General features: G+C 34.6%; 13 protein-coding genes and 1 pseudogene. 7 read left to right on the top strand and 7 right to left on the bottom strand.

The genetic code is table 11. The features are described 5' to 3' along the window. Positions 1 to 110: 110 nt before the first annotated feature. The 5 genes from KA894_RS10750 to KA894_RS10730 all read right to left on the bottom strand — a co-directional run bounded on the left by KA894_RS10750 (position 111) and on the right by KA894_RS10730 (position 6,655). Positions 111 to 1,568, bottom strand: a complete 1,458-nt coding sequence (locus KA894_RS10750; RefSeq protein ID WP_182478038.1) for a carboxylesterase/lipase family protein — start codon at positions 1,566 to 1,568, stop codon at positions 111 to 113. A gap of 366 nt (positions 1,569 to 1,934) precedes the next feature. Beyond that, a complete protein-coding gene (locus tag KA894_RS10745) occupies positions 1,935 to 2,966 on the bottom strand; it encodes an amidohydrolase family protein (RefSeq protein ID WP_210133959.1) in 1,032 nt (343 codons plus the stop codon). 52 nt (positions 2,967 to 3,018) lie between these two features. Further along, complete coding sequence (locus tag KA894_RS10740) at positions 3,019 to 3,864, bottom strand: NmrA/HSCARG family protein (RefSeq protein WP_119487982.1); 846 nt, start codon at positions 3,862 to 3,864, stop codon at positions 3,019 to 3,021. Positions 3,865 to 3,900: 36 nt separating this feature from the next. Further along, positions 3,901 to 4,734, bottom strand: a complete 834-nt coding sequence (locus tag KA894_RS10735; protein WP_210133957.1) for an alpha/beta hydrolase — start codon at positions 4,732 to 4,734, stop codon at positions 3,901 to 3,903. Positions 4,735 to 4,963: 229 nt separating this feature from the next. Continuing rightward, a complete protein-coding gene (locus KA894_RS10730) occupies positions 4,964 to 6,655 on the bottom strand; it encodes a CocE/NonD family hydrolase (protein WP_119487984.1) in 1,692 nt (563 codons plus the stop codon). Between the two features lie 165 nt (positions 6,656 to 6,820). Between KA894_RS10730 and KA894_RS10725 the strand changes: the two genes are divergently transcribed. Continuing rightward, positions 6,821 to 7,402: a TetR/AcrR family transcriptional regulator gene (locus tag KA894_RS10725; protein WP_103373293.1), complete on the top strand. Its 582-nt coding sequence runs from the start codon at positions 6,821 to 6,823 to the stop codon at positions 7,400 to 7,402. A gap of 192 nt (positions 7,403 to 7,594) precedes the next feature. Here KA894_RS10725 and KA894_RS10720 read toward each other — a convergent pair whose 3' ends face one another. After that, positions 7,595 to 9,013: an anion permease gene (locus KA894_RS10720; protein ID WP_119487985.1), complete on the bottom strand. Its 1,419-nt coding sequence runs from the start codon at positions 9,011 to 9,013 to the stop codon at positions 7,595 to 7,597. Positions 9,014 to 9,286: 273 nt separating this feature from the next. Here KA894_RS10720 and KA894_RS10715 point away from each other — a divergent pair, with 273 nt between their 5' ends. Next, a complete protein-coding gene (locus KA894_RS10715) occupies positions 9,287 to 10,174 on the top strand; it encodes a 5'-nucleotidase, lipoprotein e(P4) family (RefSeq protein WP_096808130.1) in 888 nt (295 codons plus the stop codon). 291 nt (positions 10,175 to 10,465) lie between these two features. Here the strand turns inward: KA894_RS10715 and KA894_RS10710 are convergent, their stop codons facing one another. Continuing rightward, entirely contained in the window at positions 10,466 to 11,242 is a 777-nt protein-coding gene (locus tag KA894_RS10710) for a 3-hydroxybutyrate dehydrogenase (protein ID WP_107644297.1), read from the bottom strand. Positions 11,243 to 11,359: 117 nt separating this feature from the next. On the opposite strand from KA894_RS10710, the gene KA894_RS10705 reads away from it, so the two are divergent. From KA894_RS10705 to ptsG, 5 genes and pseudogenes are all read left to right on the top strand, one after another. Next, positions 11,360 to 12,241, top strand: coding sequence for a LysR family transcriptional regulator (locus KA894_RS10705; RefSeq protein WP_119487986.1), 882 nt, complete (start codon positions 11,360 to 11,362; stop codon positions 12,239 to 12,241). Between the two features lie 122 nt (positions 12,242 to 12,363). Next, the gene (locus KA894_RS10700) at positions 12,364 to 12,786 is read left to right on the top strand and encodes a carboxymuconolactone decarboxylase family protein (RefSeq protein WP_096808133.1); all 423 of its coding nucleotides are present in this window, start codon (positions 12,364 to 12,366) and stop codon (positions 12,784 to 12,786) included. A gap of 398 nt (positions 12,787 to 13,184) precedes the next feature. Next, positions 13,185 to 13,466: pseudogene (locus KA894_RS10695) on the top strand (cation efflux transmembrane domain-containing protein); the annotation flags it as partial. 436 nt (positions 13,467 to 13,902) lie between these two features. Next, positions 13,903 to 14,736 (top strand): glucose PTS transporter transcription antiterminator GlcT, encoded by an 834-nt coding sequence (glcT, locus tag KA894_RS10690; protein ID WP_119487987.1) that lies wholly within the window; start codon positions 13,903 to 13,905, stop codon positions 14,734 to 14,736. 189 nt (positions 14,737 to 14,925) lie between these two features. Beyond that, positions 14,926 to 16,941 carry a glucose-specific PTS transporter subunit IIBC gene (gene ptsG, locus KA894_RS10685; protein WP_103373691.1) on the top strand — a complete coding sequence of 672 codons (2,016 nt, stop codon included), beginning with the start codon at positions 14,926 to 14,928 and terminating at the stop codon, positions 16,939 to 16,941. Positions 16,942 to 17,126: the final 185 nt, after the last annotated feature.

The following is a 17,126-nucleotide window of genomic DNA, read 5'->3' as shown; positions in this document are numbered from 1 at the left end:
GTTTTGTATAAAACAAACAAATTTTAAAATAAAAAAGCCTCTTAAAAGTTAGATTTCTATACCCAACTTTTAGGGGCTTACCCAAATACATAAATATAGCGTGCCATAACTTATACTCTCAACGAATGGATTGTTCTGGTAAGTGATGTAAGCTCTATTGGACAGCTCAAAATTTCGTTTTTTATCAAAGTCATATAAGGTAATTTGCTATCATAACGCGGCCATAACGAACTATCTTTATTACTAGGAATGCCGTTTCGCGCAAATGATACCCATGCATGTTGTAAGGCTTTTGAAATAGTTATATCTTTTTCGTCGTAGTCTCCTTTGGGATTTAAGTTACCAAAAATATATCTAATTTCTGATGTATGTTTAGCTAATTCTTTTGTTCTATGCGCCACTGGAGAAACTCTCGAGAAATGATAATAATAGATATTGTGGCCTAACTTTTCAAAACGTTTGACCGTTGCATAGCAAGGTTCAAACCATACTGCAGTAGTGAATAATTTATCTAAAGCTTCATATGTAGTTAAATTATCTGCCTTTAATATATGACGTACACGGTCGCTTACTGGTTCCGTCAACGCTGTTATCATATTACTAAGCGTATCAACACTGTATTCCATATCAGGTTTTATAAAATAGCGGGCTTCATTTTCAACGCAACCGATTAAAATAGGTATATCTGTGTTCCAATTTTCCCAATCTTGTTTAGCTACAATATCCCCATCAGGTACTGGGTTCCAAATTAGATTCGCTGGTGTATGAACTTCGCCAGGAGGCGGAAATACACCTGAAAATTCTGTCGAAGCCTCTAACACTGTATCGGTTGAAAGCTGTTGTAATGATTCCAAATCACTTGAGCCCAATTTATTTAACATATCTACAGTAACATTTTCCACCTTTTCATAAGTTGGTTCTGACGCAAAAACATAAGGTTCAAAACCAGCGCTTTGTATAATAGCTCGGTGAAATAATCCTTTAGCGCGTTTAACTGACAATAAATTTCTCACAGCTTGGGCACCAGCTGATTCACCAAATATCGTCACGTTATTGGGATTTCCTCCAAAATATTCTATATTATTAGTAACCCATTTTAATGCAGCAACTTGATCAAGTACAGCAAAATTACACCCTATATTTGGATGTGCTAAAAAACCAAAAGCGCCTAGACGATAATTGAAGGTAACTACGGTTACACCTTGTTTTGCCAATTCAGCTCCATCAAAAGCGTCTTCTGAACCAGCGCCACCTAAATTACCGCCTCCATGAATCCAAACCATAACGGGTTGCTGTGCAATTTTATCGGTATCAGATGTCCATACATTGATGTATAGACAATCTTCACTTTGTTTTAAGGTTCTTAAGTCAAAGCTCGCACCACCTTTTTGCGGACACACTGGGCCAAATTCTATGGCTTTATAAACACCTTTCCATCTTTTTGGAGGCAAAGGTTCTCGCCATCTTCGTTCTTTTACAGGAGCTTCTGCATATGGTAGACCTAAAAATTTGTAAATAGAGTCATTCAATATCCCTTCGATTGTGCCTTGCTCTATTTGAATTTGCATCATTGATCCTCATTTCTTTAACTTAAGTATATAGTTCCAAAATGGAATACATTATTGAGTGAATTTTTGTGTATAAAAAATTTAAAGTTAAGGTAATTGCATGAGTAGGAGGCTCATGCATAAGTATTACTAACATAAGAAGAGGTATAAAAGCACTGAAACGCTTGCGCAAGTAATACTCGTTTTCATAAATAAAGAAAGTAGTTCTGTGCAAAGTGAATATAAGTATAGTTTTAATTAAAGAAACGCCCGATAATAACATACTTTCCAAATTAAAGCCTGAGATATTGATTTATCACAGGCTCAATATTTTTAAGTTTTATTATAATTTACAATCATGGTCACTTAAGCTGATTGCTCAAGTATTTAATTTTTTTTAGCCGATACATGATTATTATTCAGTTTGAGTAAGTGCTGCGCATTTTTATAATTAATTTTGGCTTGATCTTCGAGCGATAAACCTAAGTCGTTTAAAAATGTACCAAGTTTTTCAGGTTTAATATAAGGATAATCCGCAGCATAGAGTATTCTATCGATGCCAAAAGCATTTTTAACCATCTCGAATTGGGGATGGGTTAACATGCCACTTGGTGTAATATAAAAATGGTTTTTAAAATATTGGCTTATAGGATGAACAAGATGGTCTGAAAGAAGTGCTTCATCCATTCTCTCTAAGAAAAATGGTATAAACTCTCCCCAATGTCCAATAATCATTTGCAAATTAGGATGTTTATCGAAAACACCACCTAAAACGAGGTGGATGGCGTGGATACCGACATCAACGTGCCATCCATAGCCAAAGGAGGCAAATGAAGCGGCAGTAGCGTCTGTATATGCATCGCTTTTGTAATATGCTTGATAAACATCCGCATTCACTGGAGCAGGATGTAAATATATAGGCACGCCCAATGCTTCAGCTTTAGCAAAAATAACATCATATTTCTCTTGCTCTAAAAAGCCATTATGAGGTCGTCCAGGTATTAATACACCTTTAAAACCTAGCTGCGTAACTGCCCTTTCTAATTCTTCAGCCGCTGCTTGAGGTTCATTAATTGGTATACAGGCAAACCCAAGAAAACGTTCTGGATACATTTCAATATAACCATACAATTTATCGTTAGCATACCGACAGAGCTCAATTGCTTTTTCTCCTGTCAGGTTAGATGGCGCCCCATTACCATAAGATAATATTTGGACTGCTACGTTATGTTCTTCCATAAATTTGATTCGTTGTTCGTGATTCTGTATCTCATCATCATCCGTGAACCCTGTTTTACTTTCTAAAGCCTCTAACATAGTCTTTAAAGGCACACCTTCTGGGTCAGGTTGTACAAGTTTTGCCATTTCGTCTTTAACTTCTGGTAATATAAAATGTTCTTCAAAGGTAATACTCTTCATATAAACACAACTTTCTTTTCATATATTTTCCAAGTAAAAATATTATTTTGAACTAAGTGAAATCCTTCCATTCTAATTGTTGGAGCCAAGCATCAAAATTAAGTAGTTGAGGATTTACCTTACGTAATTCAGCTATATTAGCCTCATAGCCTTCATATTCAAACCATTCGAACATTTTCATCATTTGTTGGAACTTTTTACGCACATCTACTATTTCACAAGATACTTCAAATTTCTCACTTAACTTTTTAGCTATTTCATTTAAAGTAATTTCTTCACCCGCTAATTCCATAGCTTTGCCTATATATTGTTTTGGTTGGCTAAAAGTAATAGCGGTAAAAGTACCGATGTCTTGTACGGCAAGCATCTGTAATGGTATTTCAGAATCCATAAAGCCTTGCATCACTATTTTGTCATCTTGCACTTTCGCAAAACCAGTGAAATTATCCATGAAAAATGTGTGGCGTAAGATTGTATACGGTAAATCTAATGCACGAATATATTCTTCAATTTGCCATTTACTTGCAAAGTTATCAGCGCCACTATACTTTTCAGCGCCAGCTGCTGACCCGTATACAAAGTGAGTAGTACCTACTTGCTTAGCTACATCTGCCACCATTTTTCCTTGTTGTACTTCTTTATCAGGGTCTTTAGGATCAAATGATTGTACGCTGTAAACACCATAAACATTTCCCATTGCTTCGACAAGAGACTGTTTATCATTCATATCTGCTTGTACAATAACAGCTCCATCTTGTTCTAATTCTTTTATCGCAGATTGGTTAGGATTCCGCGTCATAGCATGCACAATCCAACCATTGGATAGTAAACTTTTTGCAACTGCATTGCCTTGGTTTCCGGAAGCGCCCATTACTAAAATGTTTTTATTATTTTCCATCGTAATCAACTTTCATCTCATTTTTTAATCAAAATATTACGTCCATATCGATAATATTGTTTCTGAAAAACCTTCAGGCTTCTGAATATATCCTAAATGTCCGCCAGGTATGTCGACGATTTTGATACCCGTTTGTTCAGCGATATAAAAATTGACATCTTGAGGAAACGATCCTTTAGAGTCATTCCCATTTAATAACGTTATGATGTCTTTATATTGTGATAAATCTTCTAATTTAATATCAGAATGTGTGTACTGTCTAATTTCATATTCTGCCCAAAACATCATGCGTTCATATTGTGCTTTTTGCGCTTTTTCATCCTCGGAAACAGGTTGAGCCATACTTTTTGCGTCAATGGCTGAAATATTTAGCGTTTCTCCGAAAGTTTTCATACCTGCTTGTAGTCCTTCAGTTAAAACTTGTTCTACAATCTCGTCGTTTTTATCTTTCCAATACTTACTATCTGGTAAAAAAGTATTAATTGGCGGTTCATGAAAAGCAATTTGTTTAATCACTTCAGGATAATCTTTTAAGACATGCATGGTAACGATAGCGCCAGAACTAGAACCTAGTAAATACACAGGTTCGTCACTTAAGTGTTTAGCAAGTTCTGAGATGTCTTTAGCATCACGTTTAACACGATAATCGTCATCAGGTTTTTGTGCTCGTTCAGGAAGAGGTGCAGTTAACTCGCTATAACCATAGTCACGACGGTCTACAGCTACGACGGTAAAGTTATCTTTCAAGTGCTCTGCTAAAGGTAAAAATATATCACCTGTACCATTGGCGCCTGGCACTAAAATAAGTATAGGACCTTGGCCTACTTTATAATAATTTAATGTCGCCCCTTTTAATTTTAATCTATTCATGACTGAGTCCTCCTAATGTTAAGAATTGGGGATGTGTGTGATTTGCATTTCTTGTTAGATATTTCCCTCTTATTTCATCAATATGCATTGGTTATGGTCTAAAGCTTCAGTTGACTTTTTAGATAATTTAAATAGGCGGCTTTAGAAAAAGCCATATTAAATTTTAATTATTAGTCTGCTTGAGTGCCATTCATTTTCACTATGGCTTACTTCCTCGTATTGCCATAAATTATGAGTTGTTAGGCACTATAGGTACAAGTAAATGTGAATCGTATTTACCACCAGTATAAATATTGTGTGTCCCTTGATTTACTGTTTCGTCATGTTCATAACGTGTTTTGAGTCCAGGTGTACTATTACCTTTAACAACTTCGCTTGCTTTAACAACGACTTGGACACTTTCACCTTGTTTGAATAATGTGCCAGATGGTAAAATTTCGATTTCTACAGGTACAATTTCATTGCCGTTTAATTTAACTTCTTTTTCATGTGTATGCCATGGTTGTAACGGCGTAGATTTATCTTGATCTAATTCACGGTGAGATACACGTAACCAACCTGTCGCAACTTGTCCATGTTCAATATGATTGAAATCAGGGAAATGCACTTCTTCGCCTTGACGATTTAATTTTTTAATACCCACAAATAAATCCATATCGTCTGCTTCATCTGCTGAAACCCATAACTTCAATTTCATATTGCCTGTAATTTCTGTGTCTTGATCAAATGTTGTACTAAATCTCACTTCATCATTGCCTTCAGCTTCACTGTCATAAGAAACTTTAGCTGTTTCTTGAGGTTTTGAAATGTCGAGTGACATTGTTTGACCATCTAAATATAGAGCTGTTTCTTTTGTATTTGGGATTGGGAAATCAGACGCATATTTTGTATAGCCTTGATAAAATTTATCCCTGACTTCGTAGCTCACTTTAGGTGTATCTTGCCAATCGTTGTCGATGCCTTTGAGATAATAATCAAAGAAATCTTTTTGTTGTTCAAGAGATTCACGTGCATAGTAAGTTTCCCATTCTTTACGTCCGTGTATTTTAAGCCATTTAACTTGAGAAGAAGCTTGTTTAAAGCCTTCAAATGTACCACGGTTATGCAAACCTTGGGTAGACCAACTTGCACAAACAAACATTGGCACTTTAATAGCAGAAAGATCTGCTTGTTTGCCTTTCCAATAATCATCAAATAATGGATGATTTTTTTGGGAACCTTTTAAATCTTCAATGTCTGAATCTGGCCATCTATTGATAAGTCCATCGTGCCAAAATCTGTAAAAGCCTGTATCAGGTATACCGCCATGGAAAGCCACTTCACGGTACATATCGTTTAAGCCTTCCCAAGGAATTATTGCTTTCAGATGAGACGGGTTTAATGAGGCTACCCACCATTGTGTAACAGCTAAATAAGAAACGCCATTTGTACCAACGTTGCCATTACTCCATGGCTGTTTTCCAGCCCATTCAATTACTTCGGCATAGTCTTTTGCTTCTGAAAGCCCCCAAGGGTATAAAGATCCTTTTGATTTAGCGCTACCGCGTAGCGCAACTTTGACAACGACATAGTCATTAGGCACCCAGAACCCAGGGTCTGGAGATTCTTCTGGTGTTAAGCTTGAAGTTGGAATTGCACCAAGTGTTGGCCAAAGCGGGCCCATATTATTAATATTTGGTTTGTTATCTTTACCGTATGTGTCTGCAGACATTACAACGGGGAATGTGCCTTCTTTATTAGGACGGATGACGTTGACGTATAATTCTGCACCATCTGACATGGGCACAGCAATATCTTTTTCCATAATCATTTCTTGATTACCGTATTGTATGCTATCTATAACAATATGATTTACGCCTTCTTTAATATCTTCAATTCTAGTTGCAGTTAATTTTGAATTACCTAACATTTGTTTAGTCATATAAACCATTCCTTTCGCATAAGGTAATACTTGTTTTTTAATACACTTTTACCTTATATTCGAATCAAGTAATAAACAACAATCAAGCGTGTGATAACTGTTCGAAAAACAACAATTGAGTTAATATTGTTCAATAAATAGAAATGTCGGAGGTGGAAAAGGGTTATGGTTCAAGATCGGAGAGTACGAAAGTCACAACAAGCAATCCAGTCTGCTTTTTTAGAGTTGTTAAAAGGTGAATCATTTGAAAAACTGACAGTACAACAATTGGCAGATAAAGCTGATATTAATAGAGGTACATTTTATAGTTATTATTTAGATAAGTATGATTTGTTAGAACAAATAGAAAATCAAATAATAGACGATTTACAGAAGTTTATAAGTGACCAACATCATAGAGAGAAGAAAGGTATACCTACAGATGTTGTTAAAAATATTATGGTTTACCTAATTGAACATATTGAAGAAAATAGAAAAAGCTATTATATGTTGTTTAGTATAGGTAAAGCTTCTATGATACAAGAAAAACTTTATATGTTGATTTATAACCATTTAAGTTTATATAAAAGTACAGATGACACCATTGAAACAATGCCTTTTTCATATTTTATGAGCTATGTATCGGGAGCAGGCATTTCACTCATTAAGCACTGGGTACAAGATAGCACACCTATTTCTAAAGAAGATCTGATTGATCATTTTTATAATCTAATGAATAATGGGACAGCTAGTATGATTAAAAAATAAAATATATTAATAGAGCGTCTTACTACAACGATTAAACGCTTGAAAAATAACTTGAAAAAACGCTGTATACATTTATACAGCGTTTTTTATGATGATTATGAGTGGAAGGCAATCTATCTAGCTAATGGTTATACTGTTTAATTCTTTTAGTGTTTGACTTGTTCTAGACTCAATTAGAACCGGCACAGTGTATTACAGAATGCCGATGAGTTTCATCCAAAGAGATCCTAAACCAATCCATATAATAAAATAAACGATACCTAAAATAAAATTCATTGTCCACCAACGTTTTTGGCTTATATAACCAGCCGCGTATAATATTGGCGCAGGTCCACTACTATAATGTGTTGTCGAAGCCAATAGATTACCGAAGAAACCTAACATGAGCGCACTGTATAACGGTGGCGCACCGGCTGCAATAGCAACGCCTAACAGTGCAGCGTACATTGCGCTAACATGAGCAGTAGCGCTAGCAAATAGATAATGTGAATAGAAATAGAAAATGAGTAACATAACCAGTACGATTGGCCAACTAAAGCCACCTAAACTTGTTGCAATCAGTTTACTTAACCATGGAATAAAGCCTAGTTTATTTAATTGATCAGCCATTAATACAAGTACTGAGAACCAGATTAATGTATTCCATGCACCTGTTTCATTTAAAATATCTTTCCAGTTTAATACGCCAGTAACGAGTAATAATGATAGTGCGATAAATGCAGTCAATGTAGCATCAATTTGAATTAGGCTGCCTGTAACCCAAAGCGTCAATGCTATGATAAAGATGACAATCATAAATTTTTCTGGCATTGAGATTTTGCCCATTTTAGTTAACTCATTATCTGCCCAATTTTTAGCGTTAGGCGTTTGTTTAATACTTGGCGGGTATATTTTATAAATAATGAATGGAACAATAATGAGAGAAAGTAATCCAGGGACTAGGGCAGCTAAAAACCAATTCATCCATGTTATATGTACTTGAGCAGTACTTTCTGCAAGGTTTTGAGCGAGGGGATTACCAGCCATAGCAGTTAAAAACATTGCAGCAGTAATTAAATTACCTTGAAATTCTGTGAAAATTAGAAACGCGCCCATTTTTCGCTCAGATCCTTGCTTAGGGTCTGAACCAAATGATTCTGATAGAGATTTAATAATTGGAAACATAATACCACCCGCACGGGCCGTATTGCTTGGTGTAGCAGGGGCTAATATAAGATCGACACCTACAAGCGCATAGGCGAGACCTAATGTTTTTTTACCAAATCGTTTCACAAATCTTAGAGCGATGCGACGTCCTAGTCCTGTTTTTACAAAGCCTCTTGAGATAAAAAAGGCTATGACAATAAGCCAAATGCTATTATTACCAAACCCTTGCACAGCCGTTTTTATATCGGCAACACCAGTCAACACCATAAAAGTAAAACTTAATATGGATACAGCACCAATTGGCATAGGTTGCGTAATACAAGCGATAATAGTTGATACAAAAATAGCAAACATATACCAAGCTTGTATGCTTAATGATTCTGGCTTAAGGGGGGTCAGCGCCCAAATCAGTATACCGATGACAAGGGGGAGAATGAATTTGCGGTATCTTATTGAATTTTGCATATTGAACTTTCCTTCTTTCTACACAGATTACTCATTACAATTATCAATCTACCCTTATAAAAAAGTGCTGTAAAGAAAAAGAATGGAAAAAAATTATATATTTAGCAATGATTTTTTTAATGATCAACGCAAACGTGTATTTACAAAAAAGAGCTATGAAATATTTCTTATGGCAATGTAAAAAATATAATAGTTAAAGTAACTATTCACATTTTGTTTAAATTAATATATTCTTTAAAATATAATATATATCAAATTTTATGAGGTGAGTATATGAATAAATTTTCAAAATATGTTGTGACATTTTCACTGTCAGCGGTATTTTCAGTTGCTGCGCCACTCTCTACATACACATCAATTGCTAACGCTAGTGGGGGCAGTGCACCGGTCGTTGAACAACAGGATCAGCAGCAAGAAAAAGTGAATTTAGGTACTGAAAATACGATGGCTGTTTCATGGTATCAAAATTCCGCTGAAGCAAAAGCATTGTATTTGCAAGGGTATAACAGCGCCCAAGTCCAATTAGATAAAGAAATTAAAAAGAATAAAGGGGATCATAAACTTGCAATCGCATTAGATTTAGATGAAACAGTTTTAGATAATTCTCCTTATCAAGGTTATGCATCCTTAAATAACAAAGTACATCCAGAAGGTTGGCACGAGTGGGTAGAAGCTGCAACAGCGAAACCTGTATATGGTGCAAAGGAATTTCTAAAATACGCTGATCAAAAAGGGATAGCTATTTATTATATTTCTGATAGAGACCAAGACAAAGATTTTAAAGCGACACAAAAGAATTTAAAAGCGCAGGGTATTCCACAAGCAACAGAAGATCATATTTTGTTAAAAGGTAAAAATGATAAAAGTAAAGAATCACGTAGACAAGCAGTAGAAAAAGACCATAAGTTAGTTATGTTATTTGGTGATAACTTGTTAGATTTTGGAGAACCTAAAAAACCTACTGCTGAAGAACGTGAAAAATTTGTGCAAAAACACAAAGACGAATTTGGTAAGAAATACATTATTTTCCCAAATCCTATGTATGGTAGTTGGGAAGGCACATTGTATAATAACGACTTTGATATTAGCGATGAACAAAAAGACGCATTAAGAAAAGAATCTATTAAACAGTTTAACCCATCCACAGGCGAAGTAGAATAATAAAGAGAGACAATGGAAACACGTTACATGGTATGACCTTTATTGGATTAAACGAAAACTAGCTTGATCCATTTTAGGATAGAGATAGAATAAGCATAGATTGAAGAAGTAAGATTGAAAACCAACGGGGCAGTATTCAGATGCCTGAGTTCACTATAGTCAATTAATGAAAACAACTGATTATATGAGTTTAAAATGAACGAAGTGTTTCACGTGAAAAAATAAAATATATAAAAAAGTCTATTGGCATGCTGTTTCGAACTATGCCAATAGACTTTTAGGTTGAGAAGATTATTGTGCTGTATAACCGCCGTCAATAACGATGGCTTGACCTGTAACGCTTTTAGCTTTGTCACTGGCAATAAATACAGAGTAATCAGCTACTTCTTGTATATCAACTAGTTGTTTTTGAGGAATTAACGGAAATAGCACTTCATCCAATACTTGATTGATACTGACATTTCTCGTTTTAGCAAGATCTTCCATCTGGCCACGCACGAGTGGCGTATCAATATAACCAGGGCATATTGCATTGACAGTAATGCCGTCTTGTGCGGTTTCTAAAGCAGTCACTTTTGTTAAACCTATAATACCATGTTTGGCACTGTTGTAAGCAGATTTGCCAGAAAAGCCGACAAGTCCATTAATAGAAGACATATTTAAGATACGCCCATATTGCTGATTTTTCATAATAGGTAGCACATATTTAGTCATAATAAAAGTGCCAACCAACATAATATCGATCATCTGTTTGAATTTATCAGTTGGAAAATCTTCTATATTTGCTACATGTTGCAAACCTGCATTATTGATTAATATATCAATACGGCCATAATGTTTTACAGTTTGATTTACTAAATTTTTAACATCTTCTTCATCGGAAACATCAGCTACAATACCTATACATTCAAAGTTTTTTGTTTGAAATGATTGAACGACATGGTCTAATTTATCTTGATCAATATCAGTAAACACGACTTTTGCACCTTCGTTTAAAAAGACTTTAGCAATTTCTAACCCGATGCCACTAGCGGATCCTGAAATCATTGCTACTTTATCTTTTAACATATCTATCCCTCCATCATTGTTTATAATGTTTAGTTTACATCTATAAAAATGATAAGTAAAATGAATAAATATAATCAAAGGTATAACTTTTAGTAATAGTGAAAGGGGGAAACAAACTTGGAAATACGCCAAATCAGTTATTTTTTAGAAGTTGCACAACAAGGTAGTTTTACCAAAGCATCTCAAACATTACATATTTCCCAGCCAGCGTTAAGTAAAACAATTAAGGCGTTTGAAACAGAACTTGGTGTCGAATTGTTAGACCGTACAGATAAACGTGTAAGACTGACTGATTCTGGAGAGATTGTTTATCAATATGGTAAACAAATACTTAATACAATTTCAACGTTAACTTCAAGTTTAGAAGATAATGCAATGCTTAAAAGCGGTCACATTAAAATGGGTTTGCCTTCCCTCATTGGAATTATGTTTTTCCCTAATATTATGAAGGGGTTTGCTTCAGCCTATCCAGGTATAACAGTGGCGTTAACAGAGGAGGGGACAAACAACGTAATTCATCTTGTAGATAAAGGAGATTTAGATTGCGGTATTGTGATGTTACCTGTGGATCAAAATGATTTTGATGTTATTCCATTGACTCAAGATAGATTGATGTTGTTTTTGCACAAGTCTCATGTACTTGCAAATCATTCTGAGATTTCAATGACGGATGTTAAAGATGAGCCCATGATTTTATTTACTGAAGACTTTACAATGCATGATCGTATTATTCAGGAATGTAATGATTTCGGTTTTCAACCGCATATTGCATATAAAAGTTCGCAATGGGATTTTATCAAAGATATGGTGGAGAATAACTTGGGGATTACTTTTTTTCCTGGCTCACTTAATCGCAAAATAAATAAAGAGAAAATCATTTCATTACCCATCACCGATCCTTATATACCTTGGAAAGTAGGTATTATTGTAAAAAAAGGTAGTCATCGTTCTTTTGCTACTCAAGCTTTGATTGATTATATATTAGATAGTGATCTTTAGATGTACTATAACTATGAGTTATAGCAATGATGACGATTATGTATTTAACAAATCGTTTGTTCAATCTTATAGTATTAATTGTTCAGAGATAGATTTGAATGAATACATGGGAGTGATAAACGATGGAAAAGACAAGATACCAACAAGGTATAGATAAATTAATGACATATACATCAGAAACAGGCACAACACATTTACAGATAGCTGAAAATCTTAAAGATATTGCACCAGATGTATCAAAATATATCATGGAATTCGCATACGGTGACATATACTCACGTAACGGGCTAACCAACCAACAGCGTGCATTGGTGACAGTATCATCGTTGATTACACAAGGTACGGAACCGCAATTGGAGTTACACATGAATACCGCATTGACGTCAGGGGTGACAGCAGAAGAACTTGTCGAAGTCATCACACAATTAATACCATATACTGGATTTCCACGTGTATTAAATGCCTTAACTGTAGCTAAAAAAGTGTTTGCGGACAGAGATATTTCCGTTGATACACGTAAAGTAGAACAATCCCAATCCTTATAATTGAACAGATGGATGACAATATATTACCTGCTATATTTAATAAACAGTTTATAATTAAATGATTGGAGAACATGTATATTATATTGCGAGTGTTGGGACGGTGTATGGTAAACTTTGGCCAGAATAAATAATATAATAGTATGACAAATGATTTTTAAAACGCGATCATACACTTTAGAGCGAGAATGCAGATGCTTATTGTAACTGTGTTTTCGCTTTTTTATAAAAATGATGATAATAGTGATTTTGAAAATTCGAAAATAAATTTATTTTAACTTAAAATAATTGTATAATTGATTTTTAAAACGTTCTATAATATAAATGGGTTGTAACAATTGTATATATACATATAAAAATAGTTTGTTGTATAAAGCCAATAGGAGGGGTATGTAAAGCGTAGAGGAGCATACTTTCATCACTTTGATCACAGAAAAACAAAGCAAAACTCTAAATTTACAATATGGATAACTTTAATTATCACATTAATATTTATAGTAGTAATATTTATCGGTGGCATGGTTTCCAACATTTTAACGTTGATATTAGATTCATTTCATATGTTAAGTGACGTTTTAGCATTGAGCTTGTCTATGGTAGCTATTTATTTTGCGGCTGGAAAAATCAACTGTTCGCTTATCTTTGGCTTTCTTAGATTGAAAATACGAGCTGCTTTTTTGAATGTTTAGCACTAACCATGTTATCACCACAGAACACCCTCCTTTTGAGCGCTCATGTAGTGTTTGATAGCGCTTCTGAAGAGAAAGCATATGAAACCATATAATAATATATCTCGATTATTAGAGCATCAATATCACATGAAACATACCACGTTACAAATTGAGAATCTTAAATTTAATAGTCATTCCAAAAGTATTTTGAGAATTTGGAGAAATAAACGTTTAATATGGTATTTAAAACGATTACTTTTTAACAGATAACTACTCAAATAGTTATTAAGTGTAAAGATGGAAATGAGTTTAACGTTGCACTTATGTATGCGATTTGGGTATTTTTTATGGCATATCTTTCATTTTAATAAAAACGTACATCATCATAGTTTTAATTGATTAAAATAAACTATATAATTTTAAGCATTAACCAAGAAAGGTGTTTATGATGGGACAATATCATATTAAAAAACCATTAAACAATAATGTTATTATTTGTACACGTCAGCAAAAAGAAGTAGTAGTTATTGGCAAAGGTATCGGTTTTAATAAGAAACCTGGGATGGTCGTGGATGACGAAGCAATGATAGAAAAAATTTATGCATTGGAACATAAGACACAACAAGAACATTATAAAGCGCTCATTGAAGAAGCAGATGACGCTGTTATCCAAGCGGTTATTGATGCAATTAATATGATTACCAATTCAGATATAGAAATTGACGGCAATCATTTAGTTGTTTCACTAACAGATCATATTATATTTGCATATAAACGGTTGAAACAAAACCAATATATTAGTAATCCATTTACGATGGAAACCAAACACTTGTACCCTGAAGCATATAAAATATCCGCTTCAGTTATTCACCAACTTAATTCAGTGTTACCAATTCAATTCCCAGAAGACGAAATTGGTTTTATTGCATTACATATTGCGTCTAATATGGAAAATTTAACGATTAGCCAAATGAATCATATTAATGATTTAATTAGCAAATGCATTCAAATTATAGAGCATGATTTACATCAATCTATAGATATGTCATCTATACAATATCAACGCTTTATTAGGCATGTTCAATTCTTAATTAGAAGACTTAGTAAACGCGAGACGATCAAGTCACAAACTGAATTTGAGAATATGTTGAAAGCGCATTACCCCTTGTGCTATAATATAGCGGTCAAGATAATGAAAATGATGCAAAAACAATTAGGTGTAACAGTATATGAAGCGGAAGTTGTATATCTGACACTTCATATCAACCACTTAACACAATAATAAATGAAGCACGTGTAACTGATTCGATCAGGCATGAGTACTTAGACCGAGCAAAAGCTCAGTTTATTTACTCATGCCTTTTTTTGTGTCTTTAAACTTGTTTTGACGCAAATACATAGAAACGCACATAAATTCATAGCTCAGTATATGAAATAAATAGAGTTTCTTGAAAATGGAGGATTATACAGTATGTGGAAGAAATTTTTTGGTCAGCTGCAACGTATAGGTAAAGCACTCATGTTACCTGTGGCAATCTTGCCAGCTGCTGGTTTGTTATTAGCATTTGGTACGGTTTTACAAGGAGAAGTATTACAATCCTATATACCTTTTGTTAAAGCGGATGGTTTCCAACATGTAGCGCAAATGATGGAGGGCGCTGGTGTTGTTATTTTTGATAATTTGCCAATGATCTTTGCGTTAGGTGTGGCCATTGGTCTAGCTGGGGGCGATGGTGTAGCTGCAATCGCTGCGTTTGTTGGTTTTATGATTATGAATAAGACAATGGGCGCATTTTTAGGTATTACACCTGACAATGTCAATGACGCAGCAAGTGGGTATGCAAGCGTATTAGGTATTCCAACACTCCAAACAGGTGTCTTCGGTGGTATCATTATCGGCGCGCTTGCTGCATGGTGTTATAATAAATTCTATAATATTTCGTTACCGAGTTATTTAGGATTCTTTGCTGGTAAACGATTTGTACCCATTATGATGGCAACATGCGCGTTTATACTAGCGTTTCCAATGGCGTGGATTTGGCCAACGATTCAACATGGTTTAAATGCGTTTAGTGAAGGTTTATTAGATTCAAATACTGGTATAGCAGTGTTTTTATTTGGATTTATTAAACGTCTATTGATTCCATTTGGTTTACACCATATCTTCCATGCACCATTTTGGTTTGAATTTGGTAGCTTTAAAACTGCTGCAGGACAAATCATCCATGGGGACCAACGTATTTTTATTGCTCAAATTACTGAAAACGTGCCATTAACTGCTGGTAAATTTATGGGTGGAGAATTTCCAGTGATGATGTTCGGACTTCCAGCCGCAGCACTAGCGATTTATCACTCAGCAAAGAAAGAAAATCGTAAAGTAGTTGGTGGGCTGATGTTATCAGGTGCTTTAACTTCATTCTTAACAGGTATTACGGAGCCATTAGAATTCTCATTCTTATTTGTAGCACCACTTTTATTCTTTATTCATGCAGTTTTAGACGGATTTGGCTTCTTGATTATGTATGTGTTAAATGTTCATTTAGGTTATACATTCTCAGGTGGATTTATTGATTTCTTACTGCTGAATATTTTACCAAATAAGACAGCATGGTGGCTTGTCATTCCAGTAGGTATCGTTTATGCGTTTGCTTATTACTTTATATTTAGATTCATTATTAAAAAATTAAATTATAAAACACCCGGTAGAGAAGATAAAGAACTGCAAAGTAATACCGTATCAGTAAATGAGTTACCATTTAAAGTATTAGATGCAATGGGTGGTAATGCAAATATTAAACATCTTGATGCGTGCATTACACGTTTAAGAGTAGAAGTTAATGAAAAATCTAAAGTCGACGTGGAAGCGTTAAAACAATTAGGCGCTTCGGGCGTATTAGAAGTCGGTAATAATATGCAAGCTATTTTTGGGCCTAAATCAGATCAAATCAAACACGATATGGCACAAATTATGGCGGGTAACATTACCAGACCTGAAGAGACGACAATTGAAAATGAAGATACGAATCAAACAGTTGCTATTGAAGGGGAAACCATTTATGCGCCACTTAAGGGTCACGTAGTACCGTTAAGTGAAGTTCCTGACCAAGTATTTAGTGATAAATTAATGGGGGATGGTATTGCCATTTACCCTGAAAATGGGGAAGTTGTTGCACCATTCGATGGAACAGTAGAACTTGTATTCCCTACCAAACATGCGATAGGTTTAAAATCTGAAGCAGGTATAGAAGTATTAATTCATTTCGGTCTAGAAACGGTTGGATTAAAGGGAGAAGGTTTCGAAGTTCATGTAGAGTCAGGCGAAGAGATTACAAAAGGTCAAATGCTTATGACAGTTGATTTAGATTATATTAAAGCAAATGCGAAAAGCGATGTTACACCAGTTATTGTCACAAATTCTGGGGAACACGACATTAAATCATCACATGATGGCACAGTCGATCTAGGCGAAGTTTTAATTAAATTATAATAATATAAGTAATCTGCTTAATACATGATAGATGTGTTGCACTAAATCCTATTTGGAGAAGGAAGTTAAAAACACTTTCGTTGAATTCATATTAAAATGAATTGATACGAGAGTGTTTTTTATGAAAAGCGTTGCTTATTTATTAGAATTTAAAAGTAAGGTAATAGAAATTAAATGAGTAGTAT

Source organism: Staphylococcus sp. GDY8P131P (assembly GCF_017891975.1).
Taxonomy (GTDB): Bacteria; Bacillota; Bacilli; order Staphylococcales; family Staphylococcaceae; genus Staphylococcus; species Staphylococcus nepalensis.
The sequence above is the reverse complement of the archived record's forward strand: the minus strand, read 5'-3'. Positions and strand labels throughout refer to the sequence as shown.

Excerpts from the sequence above, each read along its gene's own strand:
- KA894_RS10750 (WP_182478038.1), bottom strand. The coding sequence starts at position 1,568 with ATGCAAATTCAAATAGAGCAAGGCACAATCGAAGGGATATTGAATGAC.
- KA894_RS10745 (WP_210133959.1), bottom strand. The coding sequence starts at position 2,966 with ATGAAGAGTATTACCTTTGAAGAACATTTTATATTACCAGAAGTTAAA.
- KA894_RS10740 (WP_119487982.1), bottom strand. The coding sequence starts at position 3,864 with ATGGAAAATAATAAAAACATTTTAGTAATGGGCGCTTCCGGAAACCAA.
- KA894_RS10735 (WP_210133957.1), bottom strand. The coding sequence starts at position 4,734 with ATGAATAGATTAAAATTAAAAGGGGCGACATTAAATTATTATAAAGTA.
- KA894_RS10730 (WP_119487984.1), bottom strand. The coding sequence starts at position 6,655 with ATGACTAAACAAATGTTAGGTAATTCAAAATTAACTGCAACTAGAATT.
- KA894_RS10725 (WP_103373293.1), top strand. The coding sequence starts at position 6,821 with ATGGTTCAAGATCGGAGAGTACGAAAGTCACAACAAGCAATCCAGTCT.
- KA894_RS10720 (WP_119487985.1), bottom strand. The coding sequence starts at position 9,013 with ATGCAAAATTCAATAAGATACCGCAAATTCATTCTCCCCCTTGTCATC.
- KA894_RS10715 (WP_096808130.1), top strand. The coding sequence starts at position 9,287 with ATGAATAAATTTTCAAAATATGTTGTGACATTTTCACTGTCAGCGGTA.
- KA894_RS10710 (WP_107644297.1), bottom strand. The coding sequence starts at position 11,242 with ATGTTAAAAGATAAAGTAGCAATGATTTCAGGATCCGCTAGTGGCATC.
- KA894_RS10700 (WP_096808133.1), top strand. The coding sequence starts at position 12,364 with ATGGAAAAGACAAGATACCAACAAGGTATAGATAAATTAATGACATAT.
- glcT (WP_119487987.1), top strand. The coding sequence starts at position 13,903 with ATGGGACAATATCATATTAAAAAACCATTAAACAATAATGTTATTATT.
- ptsG (WP_103373691.1), top strand. The coding sequence starts at position 14,926 with ATGTGGAAGAAATTTTTTGGTCAGCTGCAACGTATAGGTAAAGCACTC.